Annotated in this window: 15 protein-coding genes; 3 read left to right on the top strand and 12 right to left on the bottom strand. The window is 69.8% G+C overall.

Annotated features, from left to right (window positions below; translation table 11 throughout):
- Both AC1DUQ_RS04795 and AC1DUQ_RS04790 read right to left on the bottom strand, forming a co-directional pair.
- A partial coding sequence (locus AC1DUQ_RS04795) for an MFS transporter (RefSeq protein ID WP_477073464.1) occupies positions 1-808 on the bottom strand: 808 nt, incomplete at its 3' end.
- Positions 805-1,227: a MarR family winged helix-turn-helix transcriptional regulator gene (locus tag AC1DUQ_RS04790; RefSeq protein WP_477060086.1), complete on the bottom strand. Its 423-nt coding sequence runs from the start codon at positions 1,225-1,227 to the stop codon at positions 805-807. The genes AC1DUQ_RS04790 and AC1DUQ_RS04795, both read right to left, overlap by 4 nt.
- A gap of 56 nt (positions 1,228-1,283) precedes the next feature.
- Here AC1DUQ_RS04790 and AC1DUQ_RS04785 point away from each other — a divergent pair, with 56 nt between their 5' ends.
- Positions 1,284-1,703: a VanZ family protein gene (locus AC1DUQ_RS04785; protein WP_477060085.1), complete on the top strand. Its 420-nt coding sequence runs from the start codon at positions 1,284-1,286 to the stop codon at positions 1,701-1,703.
- Positions 1,700-2,119, top strand: coding sequence for a VanZ family protein (locus AC1DUQ_RS04780; protein WP_477060084.1), 420 nt, complete (start codon positions 1,700-1,702; stop codon positions 2,117-2,119). Before AC1DUQ_RS04785 ends, AC1DUQ_RS04780 begins: the two co-directional genes overlap by 4 nt.
- Here AC1DUQ_RS04780 and AC1DUQ_RS04775 read toward each other — a convergent pair whose 3' ends face one another.
- From AC1DUQ_RS04775 to AC1DUQ_RS04740, 8 genes are all read right to left on the bottom strand, one after another.
- Positions 2,120-2,608 (bottom strand): CAP domain-containing protein, encoded by a 489-nt coding sequence (locus AC1DUQ_RS04775; RefSeq protein ID WP_477060083.1) that lies wholly within the window; start codon positions 2,606-2,608, stop codon positions 2,120-2,122.
- Positions 2,609-2,610: 2 nt separating this feature from the next.
- Positions 2,611-3,936: a UDP-glucose dehydrogenase family protein gene (locus AC1DUQ_RS04770; RefSeq protein WP_477060082.1), complete on the bottom strand. Its 1,326-nt coding sequence runs from the start codon at positions 3,934-3,936 to the stop codon at positions 2,611-2,613.
- 236 nt (positions 3,937-4,172) lie between these two features.
- Complete coding sequence (locus AC1DUQ_RS04765) at positions 4,173-5,423, bottom strand: hypothetical protein (RefSeq protein WP_477073463.1); 1,251 nt, start codon at positions 5,421-5,423, stop codon at positions 4,173-4,175.
- Between the two features lie 21 nt (positions 5,424-5,444).
- Positions 5,445-6,539, bottom strand: coding sequence for a glycosyltransferase (locus tag AC1DUQ_RS04760; protein WP_477073462.1), 1,095 nt, complete (start codon positions 6,537-6,539; stop codon positions 5,445-5,447).
- A gap of 135 nt (positions 6,540-6,674) precedes the next feature.
- A complete protein-coding gene (locus tag AC1DUQ_RS04755; protein ID WP_477060079.1) occupies positions 6,675-7,433 on the bottom strand; it encodes a glycosyltransferase family 2 protein in 759 nt (252 codons plus the stop codon).
- A complete protein-coding gene (locus tag AC1DUQ_RS04750; RefSeq protein ID WP_477060078.1) occupies positions 7,430-8,293 on the bottom strand; it encodes a glycosyltransferase family 2 protein in 864 nt (287 codons plus the stop codon). The genes AC1DUQ_RS04755 and AC1DUQ_RS04750 overlap by 4 nt, the downstream gene beginning before the upstream one ends.
- Positions 8,294-8,334: 41 nt before the next feature.
- On the bottom strand, positions 8,335-9,747 hold the full coding sequence (locus tag AC1DUQ_RS04745; RefSeq protein ID WP_477073461.1) for an O-antigen ligase family protein: 1,413 nt from the start codon (positions 9,745-9,747) through the stop codon (positions 8,335-8,337).
- Positions 9,744-11,222, bottom strand: a complete 1,479-nt coding sequence (locus tag AC1DUQ_RS04740; RefSeq protein ID WP_477060076.1) for a sugar transferase — start codon at positions 11,220-11,222, stop codon at positions 9,744-9,746. The genes AC1DUQ_RS04745 and AC1DUQ_RS04740 overlap by 4 nt, the downstream gene beginning before the upstream one ends.
- Before the next feature lie 292 nt (positions 11,223-11,514).
- On the opposite strand from AC1DUQ_RS04740, the gene AC1DUQ_RS04735 reads away from it, so the two are divergent.
- The gene (locus tag AC1DUQ_RS04735) at positions 11,515-13,038 is read left to right on the top strand and encodes a tyrosine-protein kinase domain-containing protein (protein ID WP_477073460.1); all 1,524 of its coding nucleotides are present in this window, start codon (positions 11,515-11,517) and stop codon (positions 13,036-13,038) included.
- A 369-nt stretch (positions 13,039-13,407) separates the two neighbouring features.
- Here AC1DUQ_RS04735 and AC1DUQ_RS04730 read toward each other — a convergent pair whose 3' ends face one another.
- Together AC1DUQ_RS04730 and AC1DUQ_RS04725 are read right to left on the bottom strand one after the other, a co-directional pair.
- On the bottom strand, positions 13,408-13,929 hold the full coding sequence (locus AC1DUQ_RS04730) for an LPXTG cell wall anchor domain-containing protein (RefSeq protein ID WP_477060074.1): 522 nt from the start codon (positions 13,927-13,929) through the stop codon (positions 13,408-13,410).
- Positions 13,930-13,996: 67 nt separating this feature from the next.
- Positions 13,997-15,666: DUF4012 domain-containing protein (locus tag AC1DUQ_RS04725; RefSeq protein ID WP_477073459.1), on the bottom strand; the 1,670-nt coding region annotated here is incomplete at its 5' end.

Raw genomic sequence — 15,666 nt, 5'->3', positions numbered from 1 at the left:
AGCCGATGGCGAGCACCGACCCGAGGATCCCGTACTCCCCCGCGCCCTTGCCGAACTCGCTGCGCGCCATCATGGCGCTGGTCAGCTGGAAGTTGAGGCCGAACGTGGAGACCACACCGACGACCACCATGATCACGAGGATGTCGCTGCGGCCGCGCACGTAGGCGATGCCCTCGCGCAGCTGGCCCTTGGCCCGCGCGGTGGTGGGCATGGGGCTGAGCTCGGACGTCCGCATGCGGGTGAGCGCGAGGATCGTCGCGAAGAACGTCACCGCGTTGATGAGGAACACCCAGCCGGTGCCGACGGCCGCGATGAGCAGGCCCGCGACGCCCGGACCGATCAGCCGGGCCGCGTTGAACGACGCACTGTTCAGGCCCACCGCGTTGGCCAGCTTGGACGCCGGCACCAGCTCCGCGACGAACGTCTGGCGCACCGGTCCGTCGATGGCGGTGACGCACCCGAGCATCAGCGCGAACAGGTACACCTGCCACAGCTGCGCGTGGCCGCTGAGGACCAGGACACCCAGCCCCGCGGCGAGCACCCCCTGGCCCACCTGCGTGGCCATGAGCAGCTTGCGCCGGTCCACCCGGTCCGCCAGCAGGCCGGCGTACGGGGACAGCAGGAGCACCGGGGCGAACTGCAGGGCGGTGGTGATACCGACGGCCACGCCCGACTCGTCGGTCAGCTCGGTGAGCACCAGCCAGTCCTGGGCGACGCGCTGCATCCAGGTGCCCACGTTCGCCACCAGCGCCCCGGCGAACCACAGCCGGTAGTTCCGGAACTTCAGCGAGGAGAACGTGGGACTCATGAGGCGGCGATCCTCCGCAGCAGCTCGGCGGCGTCGGCGAGCAGCGTGCGCTCGTCCTTGGTCATCTTGCTGAGGCGCTCAGCCAGCCACGCGTCGCGCCGTCGGCGGGTCTCGTTGACCTCGGCGACGCCGGCCTCCGTCAGGGTGACGACGACCTGCCGGCCGTCCGTCGGGTGCTCCGACTTGGCGACGAGGCCCAGCTCCACCAGGCCGTTGACCGTGCGGGTCATCGACGGCGGCTGGATCCGCTCGCGCTCGGCCAGCTGCCCCGGGGTGAGGGGGCCGTCCTTGGTCAGCCACGCCAGCACCGTGAACTGCGGGTCTGTCAGGCCGGCCTCGCCGCGCTCTGCCCGGATGCGCCGGGACGCCCGGCCGACGGCGATACGGAGCTCACCGGCGAGGGCAGAGGCTGAGGGCATGATCCTTACTCTAACTCATTACCTTGCGTAAGGAAACTTGCCCGTACCCTGTCGGCATGGACGAGCGGCAGCGGCGGGTGGTGATCGGGCTGCTCGTCGCCGTCCTCCTGGTCGCGGCGGTGCTCGTGCTCAACCCGTGGCACCTGCACGACGCCCTCGACGCGCCGATCGCCCGCGGCCTCGGGCGCCTGCACGTGCTCGGCCTGCCCGAGAGGCTCAACGTGCACGCCGCCGAGTTCGCCGCGAACATCGCCCTCTTCGTCCCGCTCGGGCTGCTGGGCGCCCTGCTGGTCCCCCGCCGACGCTGGTGGGCGGTGCTCGTCGCGCTGGTGGCCCTGTCGGTCGGGATCGAGGCCGTGCAGGCGTTCGGGCTGTCCTACCGGCAGCCGTCGGCCCGAGACGTGCTGGGCAACTCCCTCGGCGCGGCGATCGGGGTGGGGCTGTCGCTGCTGGTCCGCAGGCCTGAGCCCGCATGACCACGCGCAGGGTGCAGACGGCGCTGTTCGTCGTCTACCTCGTGGGCCTGGCGCGCGTGACCCTCTGGCCCCGGCTCGGGCCCGACGACGGCTTCGACGTGGTACGCACCCTGCTCGCCTGGCTCGGGTCCCACGGGTTCCCGCTCACGTACAGCGCCACCGAGTTCCTCGCCAACATCGTGCTCTTCGTGCCGTTCGGCCTCCTGGTCGGGCTGCTCACCCGGCTCCGCCCGGGGACGGTCGTCGGGCTCGGCCTCGCCACGTCGGTGGCCATCGAGCTGGCGCAGCTGCTGTTCCTGCCCGAGCGCGTGGCCGACGTGCGCGACCTCGTCGCGAACACCCTGGGCGCGGCGGTGGGCGTCGGGCTCCTGCTGGCGGCCCGCACCCGTCGGCGGGAACCCGTCGCGGCCGGCTGACTACGGGCCGAGGAACACCTGGGAGCAGAGCATCTCCCCGTCGTCGAGCAGGCAGCCGATGCCCACCTGCTCCAGGCTCGGGTCCAGCAGGTTGGCGCGATGCCCCGCCGAGGCCAGCCAGGCGTCGGCGACGTCGTGCGGCGTCGCGGCCGCGCGGGACAGGTTCTCGGCCGCCACCGTCGACGGCGGGCACGCCTCGAGCACCGCGGTCATCGACGCGTGCTCCAGCTCCTCACCCACCAGCGCCTCCGCCCGCAGGTCCGCCTCGCCGGCCGCGCACTGCGAGACCGCGAGCGCCGGCAGCCCCTCGTCGGCGCGCGCGTCGTTGGTCTCGGCGACCAGCTGCGACGCGTACTCCTGCGGGTCGGCCCCGTCGGGCGACCACGGCTGGAGACCCCGGTCCGGGCGCACTGCCAGCAGCACCGCGACGACAGCCAGTGCGACGCCGAGCACGACGAGCACCCAGCCGAGCGCCCCCTTGCGCGCCACGGTCAGGGACGGCCCAGCGCGCGATACGTCCAGCCCGCCGCACGCCACACCGCAGGCTCGAGCACGTTGCGGCCGTCGAGGATCCGCTTGTGCGCGACGACCTTCGCCAGGTCGTCCGGGTCGATCTCCCGGTACTCGGACCACTCCGTGGCAAGGAGCACCACGTCCGCGTCCTTCGCCGCCTCCAGCGCGGTGGCCGCGAAGTGCAGGTCCGGCCACTTGGCGGCGGCGTTGGGGACCGCCTGCGGGTCGGTGACCGTGACATGGGCGCCCTGCAGCTGCATCTGGGCGGCCACCGAGAGGGCCGGCGAGTCGCGCACGTCGTCGGAGTCCGGCTTGAACGCGGCACCGAGCACGGCGACCTTCTTGCCGACGATCGAGCCGTCGCACACCTCACGCGCCAGGTCGACCATCCGGACCCGGCGGCGCATGTTGATGGAGTCGACCTCCCGCAGGAACGACAGCGCGTCGCTCACGCCGAGCTCGCCGGCACGCGCCATGAACGCGCGGATGTCCTTGGGCAGGCACCCGCCGCCGAACCCGAGGCCGGCATTGAGGAAGCGTCGACCGATCCGAGCGTCGTACCCGATCGCGTCCGCCAGCCGCGTCACGTCCGCCCCCGTGGCCTCGCACAGCTCAGCCATGGCGTTGATGAAGGAGATCTTGGTGGCGAGGAACGAGTTGGCCGCGACCTTCACCAGCTGCGCGGTCGCGTAGTCGGTGATCACCAGCGGGGTGTGCTCCGACAGCGGGGTCGCGTAGACCTCGTCGAGGATGTCCTTCGCCTTCGCACCCTCCGGCGTCGGCTCCCCGTCCTCGTCCGTCGGGACCCCGTAGACCAGCCGGTCAGGGTGCAGCGTGTCCTTCACCGCGAAGCCCTCGCGCAGGAACTCCGGGTTCCAGACGAGGATCGCGCCCGTGCCCTGAAGCGACTCCGCGATGGCCTCCGCCGTGCCGACCGGCACCGTCGACTTGCCGGCAACCACGTCCCCTGCCCGCAGGTGCGGACGCAGCGCCTCGACCGCCGAGTTCACGTACGTCAGGTCCGCGCGGAACTCCCCGTGCACCTGCGGGGTACCGACGCAGATGAAGTGGACGTCCGCTCCGTGCGCGTCCGCCATGTCCGTGCTGAAGCTCAGCCGACCCGTCGCGCCCGCCTCGGTGAGCAGCTCCGGCAGGCCCGGCTCGTAGAACGGCGCGCGGCCTTCGCGGAGGGCGTCGATCTTCTTGGTGTCGACGTCGATGCCGATGACGTCGTGGCCGAGCTGGGCCATGCTCGCGGCGTGGACGGCACCGAGGTAGCCGCAACCGATGACAGAGAGGCGCATGTCGTCTCTTCCTGTGGGCGTGGGATCTGTGGGAACTGTATCGGCGGGGCGCACTCCACCGCGGGTGACATGTTGCGAAGKCCGGCGGCCGAACCGCGCCCCGGTTCCCACCTCCGGCGTCGATCTCGGCGTGCCCAGCGGGCCCGTCTACGCCCCCGACGTGACCTGGGCGGGGACCTGGTCCGCGGGCAACGGGAGGTCCTCATCCGACCGAACACGCCAGCTGGCGATGCACCTCATGACTTGCGAGCCCGCGAAGCAGCGCGCAGCTGCGCACCGAGCACCGATGCTTCAGCCAGCACTTCGCCGGCCATCCCTCCTGCGGCACCGAACAGCGCGGCTCCCACCGGAATCGCGACGACCCCGACCGTCAGGCCCAGATAAGCGCTTCGGGCGATCGCGGGGACACGAGAGAGAGCCACCAGCACCAGGCCCCCAACTCCCCTCGAGACGCTGGTCAACGAGATCACCAGGAAGCTGAGCCACACGACGATGTGGGGCACATCGATCGTGCTTGAGAAGAGCACTCCGATCACTACCGGAAACACAGCGACGTAGACGAGAGCGGTGCCGATGCCCACGATCGCCATCACCTGAGTTGCTCGGGTCGCGCGCCGAGTCCGCTCGTCGCGTCGAGATGATGCGCCCACCCAGGGCTGCGCGACGTTCGGCAGCACCTGAAGGCCCGTGAGAACCATCCGTTGGAGTYGCTCGGCGGCTGCGAACACGGCAACGCTCTGGGGGCTGGTCAGCGCGACAAGGGCGACGGGCAGAGCGATGTACACGGAGCTCGCGAGCCGTCCGCTCGTCGCGTGCCCCTGAAAGGCGATGACGCCGAACAGCCGACGCGGCCCGAGCCGAAGTCTGAGCCGAGGCTCACCTCTCGAGGCCCACCTCCCTCCGAGCAGCGGAGCCAAGACGCCTGCAACGCCTATCGACAAGGGATAGGCCCACAGTGGAGCGCCGTTGTTCAGCGAGACCGCAGCAGCGACCGTCAGGCCGACTCGAGGGAGGGTGTCGCAGAGGAGGAGGGCGAAAGGTCGCCCGGTCCCGACAAAGAACCACGTGTTGGCGAGGCCGAGGGCCGAGAACGCTACGGCCGTGGCCGCGGCCTCGGCCTTGAAGTCCGCGGCCAGGGCAAAGGACAAGGCCGCCCCGAGCGTTGCCGCGGGAAGGAGGGCCAGGACGCGCGCCCGCAGCGAGATCTGGAAGGCCGCCAGACGAGCCCGCCCACGCGCCCGCGAGATCATCATCGGCCCGGAGAGTCCGTAGCCCAGCTCGCAGATCACTGCAGCCGCCGACCCGATGGACATCCCGATAGCGATGCTCGACCATCCCGCTGCGCCGAACCGCGATGTCAGTGCGGGGAGGACGACGAGGGGCGCGACCGCCCCCGCGACGCTCACGAGGACGAACCCGAGGGCGCGGAGAGCCATCCTGCGGGAGCGCTCGACCTCGGGCGAAGCGTCGTCGGGCCGCGCCGTCACGCCGTCCTCCGGCCGCACCGGTCAGGCACCGACGAGCCCCATCGAAGAGAACGCCTCGACGTATCGCCGCTCCACGTACTCCTCGAGCGCGGCGCCCGCACCCACGGGCCCGCGAGCAGACGCGGTCCGGATCTCGCCGAGCGCACGCCCGATCGCCGTCGCATCCTCCGGTTCGACCTGCACCAGCCAGGCATCGGCAACGGCTGCGATCTCCCCCAGGGCCTCGGACCGACGGGTGACGACCCAGCGATCCATCGAGAGCCCCTGCCACACCTTGTTGGCGATGACGGACGACGCCTTGGTCGAGCCTCCGAATATGCCCGCCACGACATCGTGCTCCTGCAGCAGCGGACCCAGCTCCCCTTCGGGCACGGGGGGGAGAAAGACGAACCGATCCCGCGCACTCCCGAAGGTGTCGACGAGCTCCTCGATGCGCTTCCTCGTCTCGCCGTCGCCGACGAGCGTCAACTCGACGGGGAACTCGACGTCACGGACCGCGCGCACGAGATGCTCCACACCGTGCAGCGGAATGTAGTTGCCGTAGTAGAGGACGCGCATTCTCTCCCCGAGAACGATCGGCGACCCGGTGCGCGCCCACGCTGGTGCACCTACCGGAAGGGTGAGGACGCGACGTGCCGATGCCCGACCCCGAGCGACGACGTGCTCGCGTCGGAGATCGGTGTCGACCAGCACCCAGTCCGCACCTCGGAGGGCAACGTCGTCGAGGGCCCGGGCAACCATGCGACGGATCGACGCCCCTGAGCTGTCCCCTGCGCGGTCGTCGACCGTCTCCTCCAACCCGACGAAGTTGTCTACGACAAGCTTCGCCCCTCGGATCCTCACGATCAGTACGACGATCGCCGCGTAGCGGATCTGCAGCTCGGCCAGAATCACGTACTTACCGCGTTGCGTCAGCATCCACAGCTGCCGAAAGTCGTCGAGCAAGTCCTTCACGCTTCGCATCCCAGCGAACTTGCGCCCGACGACGGTGCTCACGGCTATGTCGTGACGCGCGAGAAAGTCGCTGATCCGCTGGCTCCTGGGGTACGGGGGGGTAGGCACCCGGAAATACACGATCTGGGGACGCTCGGGGTCCCTCATGGCTTCACGCCTCACGAGGCCACCTCTCACCGTCTCGCTCACTCCTCGCCTGACGCCGAGGTCGCGTGTCGTGCAAGCGTTCGACGACATGCGCTCGCACCGGGCACCTCATCTCACCGCGGAGGGCTGGATCAAGCGCCTCCTCCGCGGTCACCGTAGGTACGCGCGAGCGACCAGGCGCGCCGCCGCTCGCGGATGACGCAGGAAGCTGCGGCGATACCGCTTGAAGATCGTGCGCAAGGCGGCCGCACGGACCGTCCGCGACCCGTGCGAGATGCTGTCGGGCATCCTGCGTACGTCGACGAGCACTTCATCGACGTGGACGAACTCCACGGTGGGGTCTGCCCGAAGGTGCAGCCAGAGATCCCAGTCCTGGAAGCGCCGCAGCTCAGGGTCGAACGCACGTTGGCCACGGAGAAGGGCCGCGTCCACCAAAGCGGTCTGCGTCGAGATCGGGTTCCGATAGAGAAGCTCGGTCCGGACATGACTGACACGGCCCGCCGGCACGACCAGCTCGGCCCCGTCCAGGCCGTGCAGCGAGTGCGAGCAGAACGCAACCACCCGGGAACGCCTGGCCACGGCGGGGAGCAGAGTCTCGACGAATGCTGGACGCCAGGCGTCGTCGCTGTCCTGGAAGGCGATCAGCTCGCCGGTGGAGCGTGCGACGCCGATGTTGCGTGCCGCGGCCGCGCCACCCGAGGTGGCCAAGAAGATCGGCACGACCCGCGCGTCGGCCAGCGCCAGATCCCGCAGGTACTCCGCGGTGCCGTCGGTCGAACCGTCGTCGACGACCACCACCTCAGCGACGGGGACGGTCTGCTCGAGCACAGAACGCACGGCGCGATCAAGCGTGGCCAGGCGGTTCTTCGTCGGGACGACCACGCTGATCCTGGGGATCTCCTCCTTCACGACGCGCTCCGCGTCAGCCGGCGCACCAGCGCACCGGCCGCGTTCGAGGCCCACACGAGGAGGAAACGCGTCCAGATCCCGGTGCGGATGACGGCGTCCGCGACGAGGTTGCCGTTCGACTGATGCTTTGCGTAGAACATCGCCATGCTGCGGTGGAAGTGAAAGTTGAGCCGGAGGGGACGCGCCCCTCCCACTGCTCCGCCCTTCAGGTGCAGGGCCGTGACCCGTCCGTCGTAGACGACCCGCCAGCCCGCGGAGCGGAATCGCACGCACCAGTCGAGGTCCTCGCCGTACATCCAGAAGGCTTCGTCGAGGAGCCCGACCTGGTCCATCGCGCTCCTCCGCACGAGCATGAAGGCACCGTTCACCGCGTCGACATCACCGAGCCCGTCGGGTTCGACGTCCGGCGCCACATATCCGCTTCCGCGACGACCTACTGCACGGAGCATGAAGTAGCGAAGGGCCGTGAGCGGTTCGGGAACGTTGCGCTTCGCGGCGTGGTCGAGAGATCCGTCGGCCAAGACGAGTCGGCACCCGATGACGCCGATGTCCGGAGACTCGTCAAGCACGCGCACGAGGTGCTGGAGAGTCCCAGCGGCCAGCTCGGCGTCAGGGTTGAGCAGGAGGACGTACTCGTCGCGCACCGTTCGCAGCACCACGTTGTTGGCGACCGAGAAACCCGGGTTGTCGGGCCGCAGGTGGAGATCAACCTCGGGGTGATCGTGCGCGACCCGCGCGGCCGTGTCGTCCGGTGACCCGTTGTCCACCACATGGATCGACGCAACGGTCGATCCTCCGTGAAGCTGAACGGACCGTATGCAGCCCAGGACCATGTCCGCCTGCCCGAAGGCGACGACCACGACGGCCACTCGACCGGCAGCTGGCGCCGCAGGGGCCGCACTCACCGGGTGACCTCAAGGACGCGAGCTGCGGGCATCGCAGGCTCCGCGTCCCGGGCCTCGTCTGCCGATCCGGACCGGCTGGGTGGCGCTACCGCCTGGCGCGGTTGCACCCTCAGCGCGACACCGAGCGCGATACCGCCCAGCGCAGCGGGCCAGGCGTACACGTCGAACAGGCATGCCTGGACGGCAACAGCCAGCAGGACAAGTCGGCCGGCCATGGCTCCCGGGCGCACCATCGCAGCGAGCAGCAGAAAGACGAACGCGGCCGTGGCTACCAGCCCGAAGTCGTTCCACAGCGTGAGGTAGCTGTTGTCGAAGACGTTGGCGAGCCCATCCCCGACGCGGTACTGGGTGAAGAACTCCGTCGTCGCCCCGGGCCCATGTCCCGCGACGAACGTCGCGAGACTCTCGGTGATGCTGTCCCAGGCCGCGTCGATCCGCACGGTCCTTGCGCCCGCAGACGCCAGGGACTCCGATGACGTGAGCCGGTAGACCACCGTCTCGACGACGCTCCGGGCAACGTCCGGAAGCGCCTGGACGGCGACAACCGCAGCGAGAAGCGCCGCGCACACTGCCAGGATGCCTCGCATGCTCGTCTTGCGCCGGGTGACCAGGTACCCGACCACGACTGCGATCGCGGCCCCGAGCCACGCGCTGCGGGCGCCGCTGAGGACCAGGCCCGCGACGTTCGCCGCTGCAAAGATCCACGAACGCCGCTGCCCGTCGAACAGCGCCACCACGAGCATCACCATGCAGAACCCGCCGTAGACGATGGGGTGCGACATGATCGTGGCCGAGCGGCCGGGGAACGTTCCGTAGTCGAGTGCCGGGATGAGGGACTGGACCGGGTTGATCCCGGTGACGCGCTCAACCGCGGCCAGACCTGCGAGCACCACGCTGACGCCGAGGAGGACGTTGACGGCGCGCGTCAGTGACTGCGGGTGTGCCTGTGCGTCTGCCGCCGCACCCCAGGCGATGAACAGGGTCGCCACGAGGGGGAAGGCGACCGTGAAGAAGTTCCCGAAGCCGCTCCAACCGAGAAGGGTGGCCGCCCCGAGGGCGAGCACAGCAAAGACTCCCGCTGAGCTCCAGGGGGCGGGTGCGCCCCGCGCCACGATTCTTCGCACGGCGCCAGAGGCAACGACGACCGTCGCGGAGACGATCACCCAGTCGACGACGCGGCCGGGGACGTCGACCATCACCTTTGCCGGAACGAGGAACAAGGTCGTGAACAGGACGACCATCGAGACGGACGGCACGAGCCCGGCGGCTACCAGAACAGCGAAGCCGATCACGAGCAGAGCGACGAGCGGTGCGGTCGCGGCGACCACACCGCCGCAGAGCGCGGCGACGATCCCCAGTACCCACCACCCGGTGCCGTCCTCACCCAGTCGTCGCGACCCGGATCTCAATAGGCACCACCCGACGAGACAACGACCTTGACCGTCCGCACGAGGATGAGCAGATCGCTGAACAGCGTCCAGTTCTCCACGTAGTTGACGTCGAGGCGGATCCCGTCCTCGGGCGAGAGCCCCGACCGGCCCGAGACCTGCCACAGCCCGGTGAGCCCCGGCTTGACCAGCAGTCGGCGGTGGGCGGTGCGGTCGTACTGCGCGACCTCCGCGTCGATCTGCGGGCGCGGACCGACCAGGCTCATGTCGCCGATGAGGACGTTGAACAGCTGCGGGAGCTCGTCGAGCGAGTACTTGCGCAGCACGCGCCCGACCGGCGTCACCCGCGGGTCGTTCTTGGGCTTGTAGAACAACCCGACGGACTCGATGCCCTGCTCGGCGAGGATCTCGACGAGCCGCTTGTCCGCCCCCGCTTCCATGGTTCGGAACTTGAAGATGCGGAACCGACGGCCGTCCTTGCCGATCCGCTCCTGCCGGTAGAGGACCGGGCCCGGGCTGGTGACCCGGACGAGGATCGCGACCACCGCGAGCACCGGCAGCAGGACGATGGTGATCGCTGCGGCGAGGGTCCAGTCGTACAACGACTTGGCGATGTACTTGGCGCCCGTGAATCGCACCTCGTCGACGTACATCAGCGGCAGGCCGCTGACCGGCTGCATGAGGACGCGCGGCCCAGCCACGTCGACCAGCGAGAGCGTCAGCGCAAGGTCGATCCCCTTGCCCTCGAGGTCCCAGCCGAGCTGCCGCACCGTGTCGGCGGTGATCGCGTCGGCACCGGTGACCGCGACCGCAGACGCGCCCACGCGCTCGGCGATCTCAGCGGCTCGGTTCATCCCCCCGAGCACGGGGACTCCGCCGATGAGCTCACCCTCGATGATCTCGCCGGTGGGAACGCAGACTCCGAGTACGGCGAACCCGACGCGCGGGTTCTTGTGAAGCTCGGCGATCAGCCCGGCGGCCTTGTCGCGGTGCCCGATGACGAGGATCCCGGACTTGTAGCCGCCCGCATCGCGCCGGGTGTGCACCCAGTGTCGCCACCATGCCCGACCGGCGAGGATGAGGCCCAGCCCGAGCGGTGCGGCGAAGCCCAGGTACCCACGGCCGATCTCCATGCGCAGGAGGTAGGCGACGACGGCGACGGAGGCGAACAGGCGCCAGGTCACGTTGAAGACGCGCGAGAACTCGGTCGGCCCGCTGCCGAGCACCCGCCGGTCGCGTGTGCGTCCTACCGCCAGGGCAGCAAGCCAAGCCAGGGCGAGCGCGACGGAGACCGAGAGGTAGGACGGCGAGAACTCGCCGGAGACGGAGGCGAGCCCGGTGTGGTCGAACCGCACGACGTAGGCGACGACGACGGCGACCATCACGGCGGCCGCGTCTGTCACCCAGAGGCGAACCGCGAGATCGCGCCACCGGGGATTGGTGACGATGGTCGGCACGACCGCCGAGCGCCCGAGCTGCTGCGGCACAAATGGCACAGCTCGGCTCGTCGCGGGCGCTGACGCGTCCGGTTTCATCACATTTCCCCCCGATGTCCGTTTTCGCAGCGCTGAGCGCCGATGAAAACGAGTAGGTCGAATCGTACATCGGCATGTCGGGGTCACCATTCGAGGAACAGTGCATATAGGAGGACCGGCCCGCGCTCAGCGCTTTTCACCCGAAGATCCGCGTGATCACGGGCTATGAGAGACTGGCGCCCGCGTATTGACGAGCAGGGGAGAACGGGCAGTGGAGCTTCAGGATTATTGGGTCATTCTGCGCAAGCGATGGATGTCCATCGTTGTGCTGGCCGCCCTCGGAGTCGGTGCCGCTTTCGCGTGGTCGCTGGTCACCAAGCCGCTCTACGAAGCCACCACCCAGCTCTACGTCTCGGTCAAGTCCGGCGACTCCTCCAGCGACCTCCTGCAGGGTGCCAACTTCACGCGCCAGCAGGTGACGTCGTACACACAGCTGGTCACCAGCCCGCTCGTCCTGCAGCCGGTCATCGAAGAGCTGGGCCTGGACGCGCGCACGGAGACCCTGTCGTCGCGTGTCAGCGCCAGCTCCCCGCTCAACACGTCCCTCATCGACGTCACGGTGACCGACGAGAACCCTGCGATCGCCGCGGCCACGGCCGATGCGATCGGCAAGCAGTTCAAGACCGTGATCGCCGACCTCGAGACGCCCAGCGGTGGCGGTGCATCGGCGGTCAAGATCTCGATCGTCCGCGACGCGGTCTCCCCCGAGGGCCCCTCATCCCCGAACCTCAAGCTCAACGTCGCGCTCGGCCTGCTCGTGGGCCTGGTGATCGGTGTCGGCATCGCGGTCCTCCGCGAGGTACTGAACACCCGTGTCCGCTCCGACGCCGACGTCGCCCGCGTCACCGACGTCTCCGTCATCGGCATCATCCCGAACGACGAGGATGCCCCCGAGCACCCCTTGATCGTGCAGAGCAGCCCGCACAGCCAGCGCTCCGAGGCGTTCCGGCGGCTGCGCACGAACCTGCAGTTCCTCGACATCGCCGACCGCCCGCAGTCGATCGTCATCACCTCGTCGCTGCCCGGCGAGGGCAAGTCGACGACGTCGATCAACGTAGCCATCACGCTGGCCGACGCCGGCACGCGGGTCGCGCTGATCGACGCCGACCTGCGCCGTCCGTCCGTGGCCAAGTACATGGGGCTCGAGGGCAACGTCGGACTCACCACGGTGCTCATCGGCCGCGCCAGCGTCGAGGATGTCATCCAGCCCTGGGGCAACGGCTTCCTGCACGTGCTGCCGGCCGGCCAGATCCCGCCCAACCCCAGCGAGCTGCTCGGGTCGCTGGCCATGGCGCACCTGCTGGACAAGCTGACCTCGCAGTACGACGTTGTCATCGTCGACACCGCTCCCCTGCTGCCCGTCACCGACGCGGCGATCCTGTCCAAGCTCACGGGCGGCGCACTGCTCGTCGTGGGTGCGGACAAGCTGCACCGCAGCCAGCTGGCTGAGTCCGTGGGCGCACTGGAGACGGTTGGTGCCCGCATCCTCGGCATCGTGGTCAACCGCCAGAAGCGCAAGCAGAGCGACCAGTACGCGTACTACGACTACACGCCCACTCCGGCCACGTCCGCCGACTCGGGCCGGACCAGCCGCAAGAAGCGCAAGACGCCGTCGACCGGCCGCACCCAGCAGGTGCAGGAGTCGACGTCGCCGACCGCCGTCACCGGGCCCACCACGCTCTGGCCTGGAGACTCGCTGAGCGAGACACAGCTGCAGGACTTCCGCCGTCAGCAGGCGCAGAACGCTCCGGCCCAGCACCAGCGCCCCGGGAGCTGACCCACAAGCACCGTCACGACGGCCTCGGACCTCAACGGTCCGGGGCCGTCGTCATGCGTGGCGGGCCTCGACAGCCGCCGGGGGACGTTCGAGGTCCGTGATGCCGACTGGAACGCCTGCGTGAGCGAAGCCCGGCCGCTCGGCACACCACCGCCCGACGTCAGCCATGCGGCGGTCCTCCAGGCGTCGCACCGGAAGGCCTTCCAGCCGCTGTTCTGCCGACTGCACAGGCAGCGGGAGCGGTGCCCTGCGGCCGCTACCTCAGTACGGGATCTCGGGCCCGCAGTCGGGGGCGCGCAAGAGCGCTCCCGGACGCACGAGAGCCCCGCACCATCCGGTGCGGGGCTCTCGTGTGAGGTGCTAGGCCATTCAGGCCGCGGCGCCAGCCTGACGACGGCGGGCGACGACGACGCCACCGGCGCCGACGAGGACCAGCGCACCGGCGCCCAGGGCGATCGGCAGCGCGTTCGAACCGGTCGAGCTCAGGCTGCCAGCGGCGCCCGCAGCGGCAGCGACCGAGACGGTCTGGGTGCTGATGACGGCGCCCGAGGCGGTGTCCGTGGCAACCACCGTGAAGGTGCCGGCCTGGCTGAGCGTGACGGTGAAGACCGCGGTGCCCGAGGCGTTGGTGACCTTGGACAGCGACTTCGTCCCGGCGATGGTGATCGACGAGTCCGGCAGCGACGCCGGGTTGCTCGTGACGGTCAGCGTCACCGAGGCGCCGGCGGGGCCGGTCACCGTGACGGTGAAGCTCTCACCGGCGGCGGGCGTCGTGTCCGACACGGTGCCCTTGTTGGAGAAGTCGCCAGCGCCATAAGAGAAGGCGGCGGACGGGACGAGCGCGAGTGCCACGGCAGCAACAGCGACCAGAGCGGTGCGACGAATCTTCATTGTGTGTGTCCCCCCGGACGGTCGTGTTACAGGTGTGTCGAGATGTGACTAGAGGCAACCGTACCCGCTAGTTCACGCACGCGGAACCCACGATTACCTCACCCTTTTGGCGGGCGGTCGGGGTCGATCGGATATGCACGTTTCCGGCTTGTTTCTTGCCGGTCACGATCTGCATGTCCAGCGTCCCACTCTCGCCCGGTTTGAGCGTAAATGTGCGGGCCCCGACACCCAGATCGTCGTGGACCTGAGCATTCACACCCTRCGGATCAGGTTTCACCCGAACCGATTCGATACCGCCGCCGTCGGGAGCGTAGATAAGGAGGTTTGTCCTAATTTCTCCCAGCGGCACAATGTTGTCCAGCCCCACCAGGTACGGGGGCAGCGCGGCAGCGTCGGCCGGTGCGTCGTAGGTCAGCGTGACCACGGCGTGCACGATCTGCGAGCCGTCCGGGCGGCACGTCGTGGCCTCCGCGTCGATGCTGAGGTCCAGGTAGTAGCCCACCTTCGCCTGCGTGCCGTCGTTGAGGTAGACGCCGATCACGGCGGAGTCGCCGTCCACCCCGCGGAGGGCTCCACCAAGCACGGTGGGGGCGAGTCGATCCTGCTCGTCCTCGTCGGCCGACCACACCATGAGGCGGCCCTGGCGAGCGGCCTCCGCCAACGCGTCCATGACCGCGGGGGTGTCTCCCTGGCCCCCCACCACGGCGGCGAAGACCGAGCGGGAGGTGTCCGAGAAGAAGGAGTCCTGGTCCTTGTTGTCCTCGAGGTCGAGATAGACCTGGTTGAGGAGCCGCTGCGCGGCGTCCTCGCCGTCGAGCGTGGAGCCGTCGGAGAGGGTGACGGGGCCGGTCGCCTTCAGGACCAGGCCCAGCGCGACCGGATCCATCGAGAGGACGCCGTCGATCGTGCCCCCGACCTCCTGCTCCCAGATCGCCTTGGCCAGTGCCCCGGTGCGGGGAAAGTCCGGCGTGAACGTGACGTCGCGCATGTCGGTGCCCAGCAGCGGACCGAAGAGCGCGTACTCCGCGTCAGTCAGGGGCAGTGCCGGCTCGGGCAGTCCGCTGAGCGAGCTGCCCGCTCGCTCTTCGACCACCGTGACCGCGCCGCCCTCGGCGTGCAGGTGCAGGACCGAGCCGGGGATGCCGCCGGTGGCGCGCTGCTCGGCGTTGTTCTGGACGAGCACCAGGTAGTCGCGCGGGCCGTCGGCGCCCATCATCGCGGGCACCAGCAGTGCCGCGCGGGCTGCAGTCGCCGTGGTCACCGCGACGTCGGCCACCTGGTCGCGCAGGGTCTCGACGGGCTCCGCGACGAGGGCGAGCAGCGCGGACGTGTCGAGGTCGTCCAGCTGCTGGGCCGTGATCTGCACGGCGTCGTCGGCCGCGACGATGGCGGGGGCGGCCTCCTGCAGGGGCGCCAGGTCCACCCGCCCGTCGACCGGGGCGAGCGCCGTGGGGTCCACGAGCGTCGTGGCCTGCATGAGCGACGGCAGCGCGTTCTGGGCGAGGTCGTCGACCGCACCCGCCACCGTCTGGACCGCGCGCACGTTCTGCCCGGCCCACGGCAGTGAGCGCGCGAGGGTCCAGACGGGTCCCGTGGTCGAGCGCGCGGCCGTCGACGAGTGCGCCTGCAGCTGCACCAGGGTCTTGTCGGCCGCCGCCGAGTCGCCCGCGCGCACCTGCTCCTGGAGCTCCTGCACGTCGCCCCGCGCCTCCTCGAGGGCGTCGGCGGCGCGCAGCG

Source organism: Cellulomonas sp. P4_B5_2, from assembly GCF_056402235.1.
This window is presented reverse-complemented; position numbering and strand designations above follow the sequence as displayed.

Bases quoted from the DNA above. Each gene is read 5' to 3' on its own strand.
- AC1DUQ_RS04785 (WP_477060085.1), top strand. From the start codon at position 1,284: ATGGACGAGCGGCAGCGGCGGGTGGTGATCGGGCTGCTCGTCGCCGTC.
- AC1DUQ_RS04780 (WP_477060084.1), top strand. From the start codon at position 1,700: ATGACCACGCGCAGGGTGCAGACGGCGCTGTTCGTCGTCTACCTCGTG.
- AC1DUQ_RS04770 (WP_477060082.1), bottom strand. From the start codon at position 3,936: ATGCGCCTCTCTGTCATCGGTTGCGGCTACCTCGGTGCCGTCCACGCC.
- AC1DUQ_RS04735 (WP_477073460.1), top strand. From the start codon at position 11,515: ATGTCCATCGTTGTGCTGGCCGCCCTCGGAGTCGGTGCCGCTTTCGCG.
- AC1DUQ_RS04730 (WP_477060074.1), bottom strand. From the start codon at position 13,929: ATGAAGATTCGTCGCACCGCTCTGGTCGCTGTTGCTGCCGTGGCACTC.
- AC1DUQ_RS04790 (WP_477060086.1), bottom strand. From the start codon at position 1,227: ATGCCCTCAGCCTCTGCCCTCGCCGGTGAGCTCCGTATCGCCGTCGGC.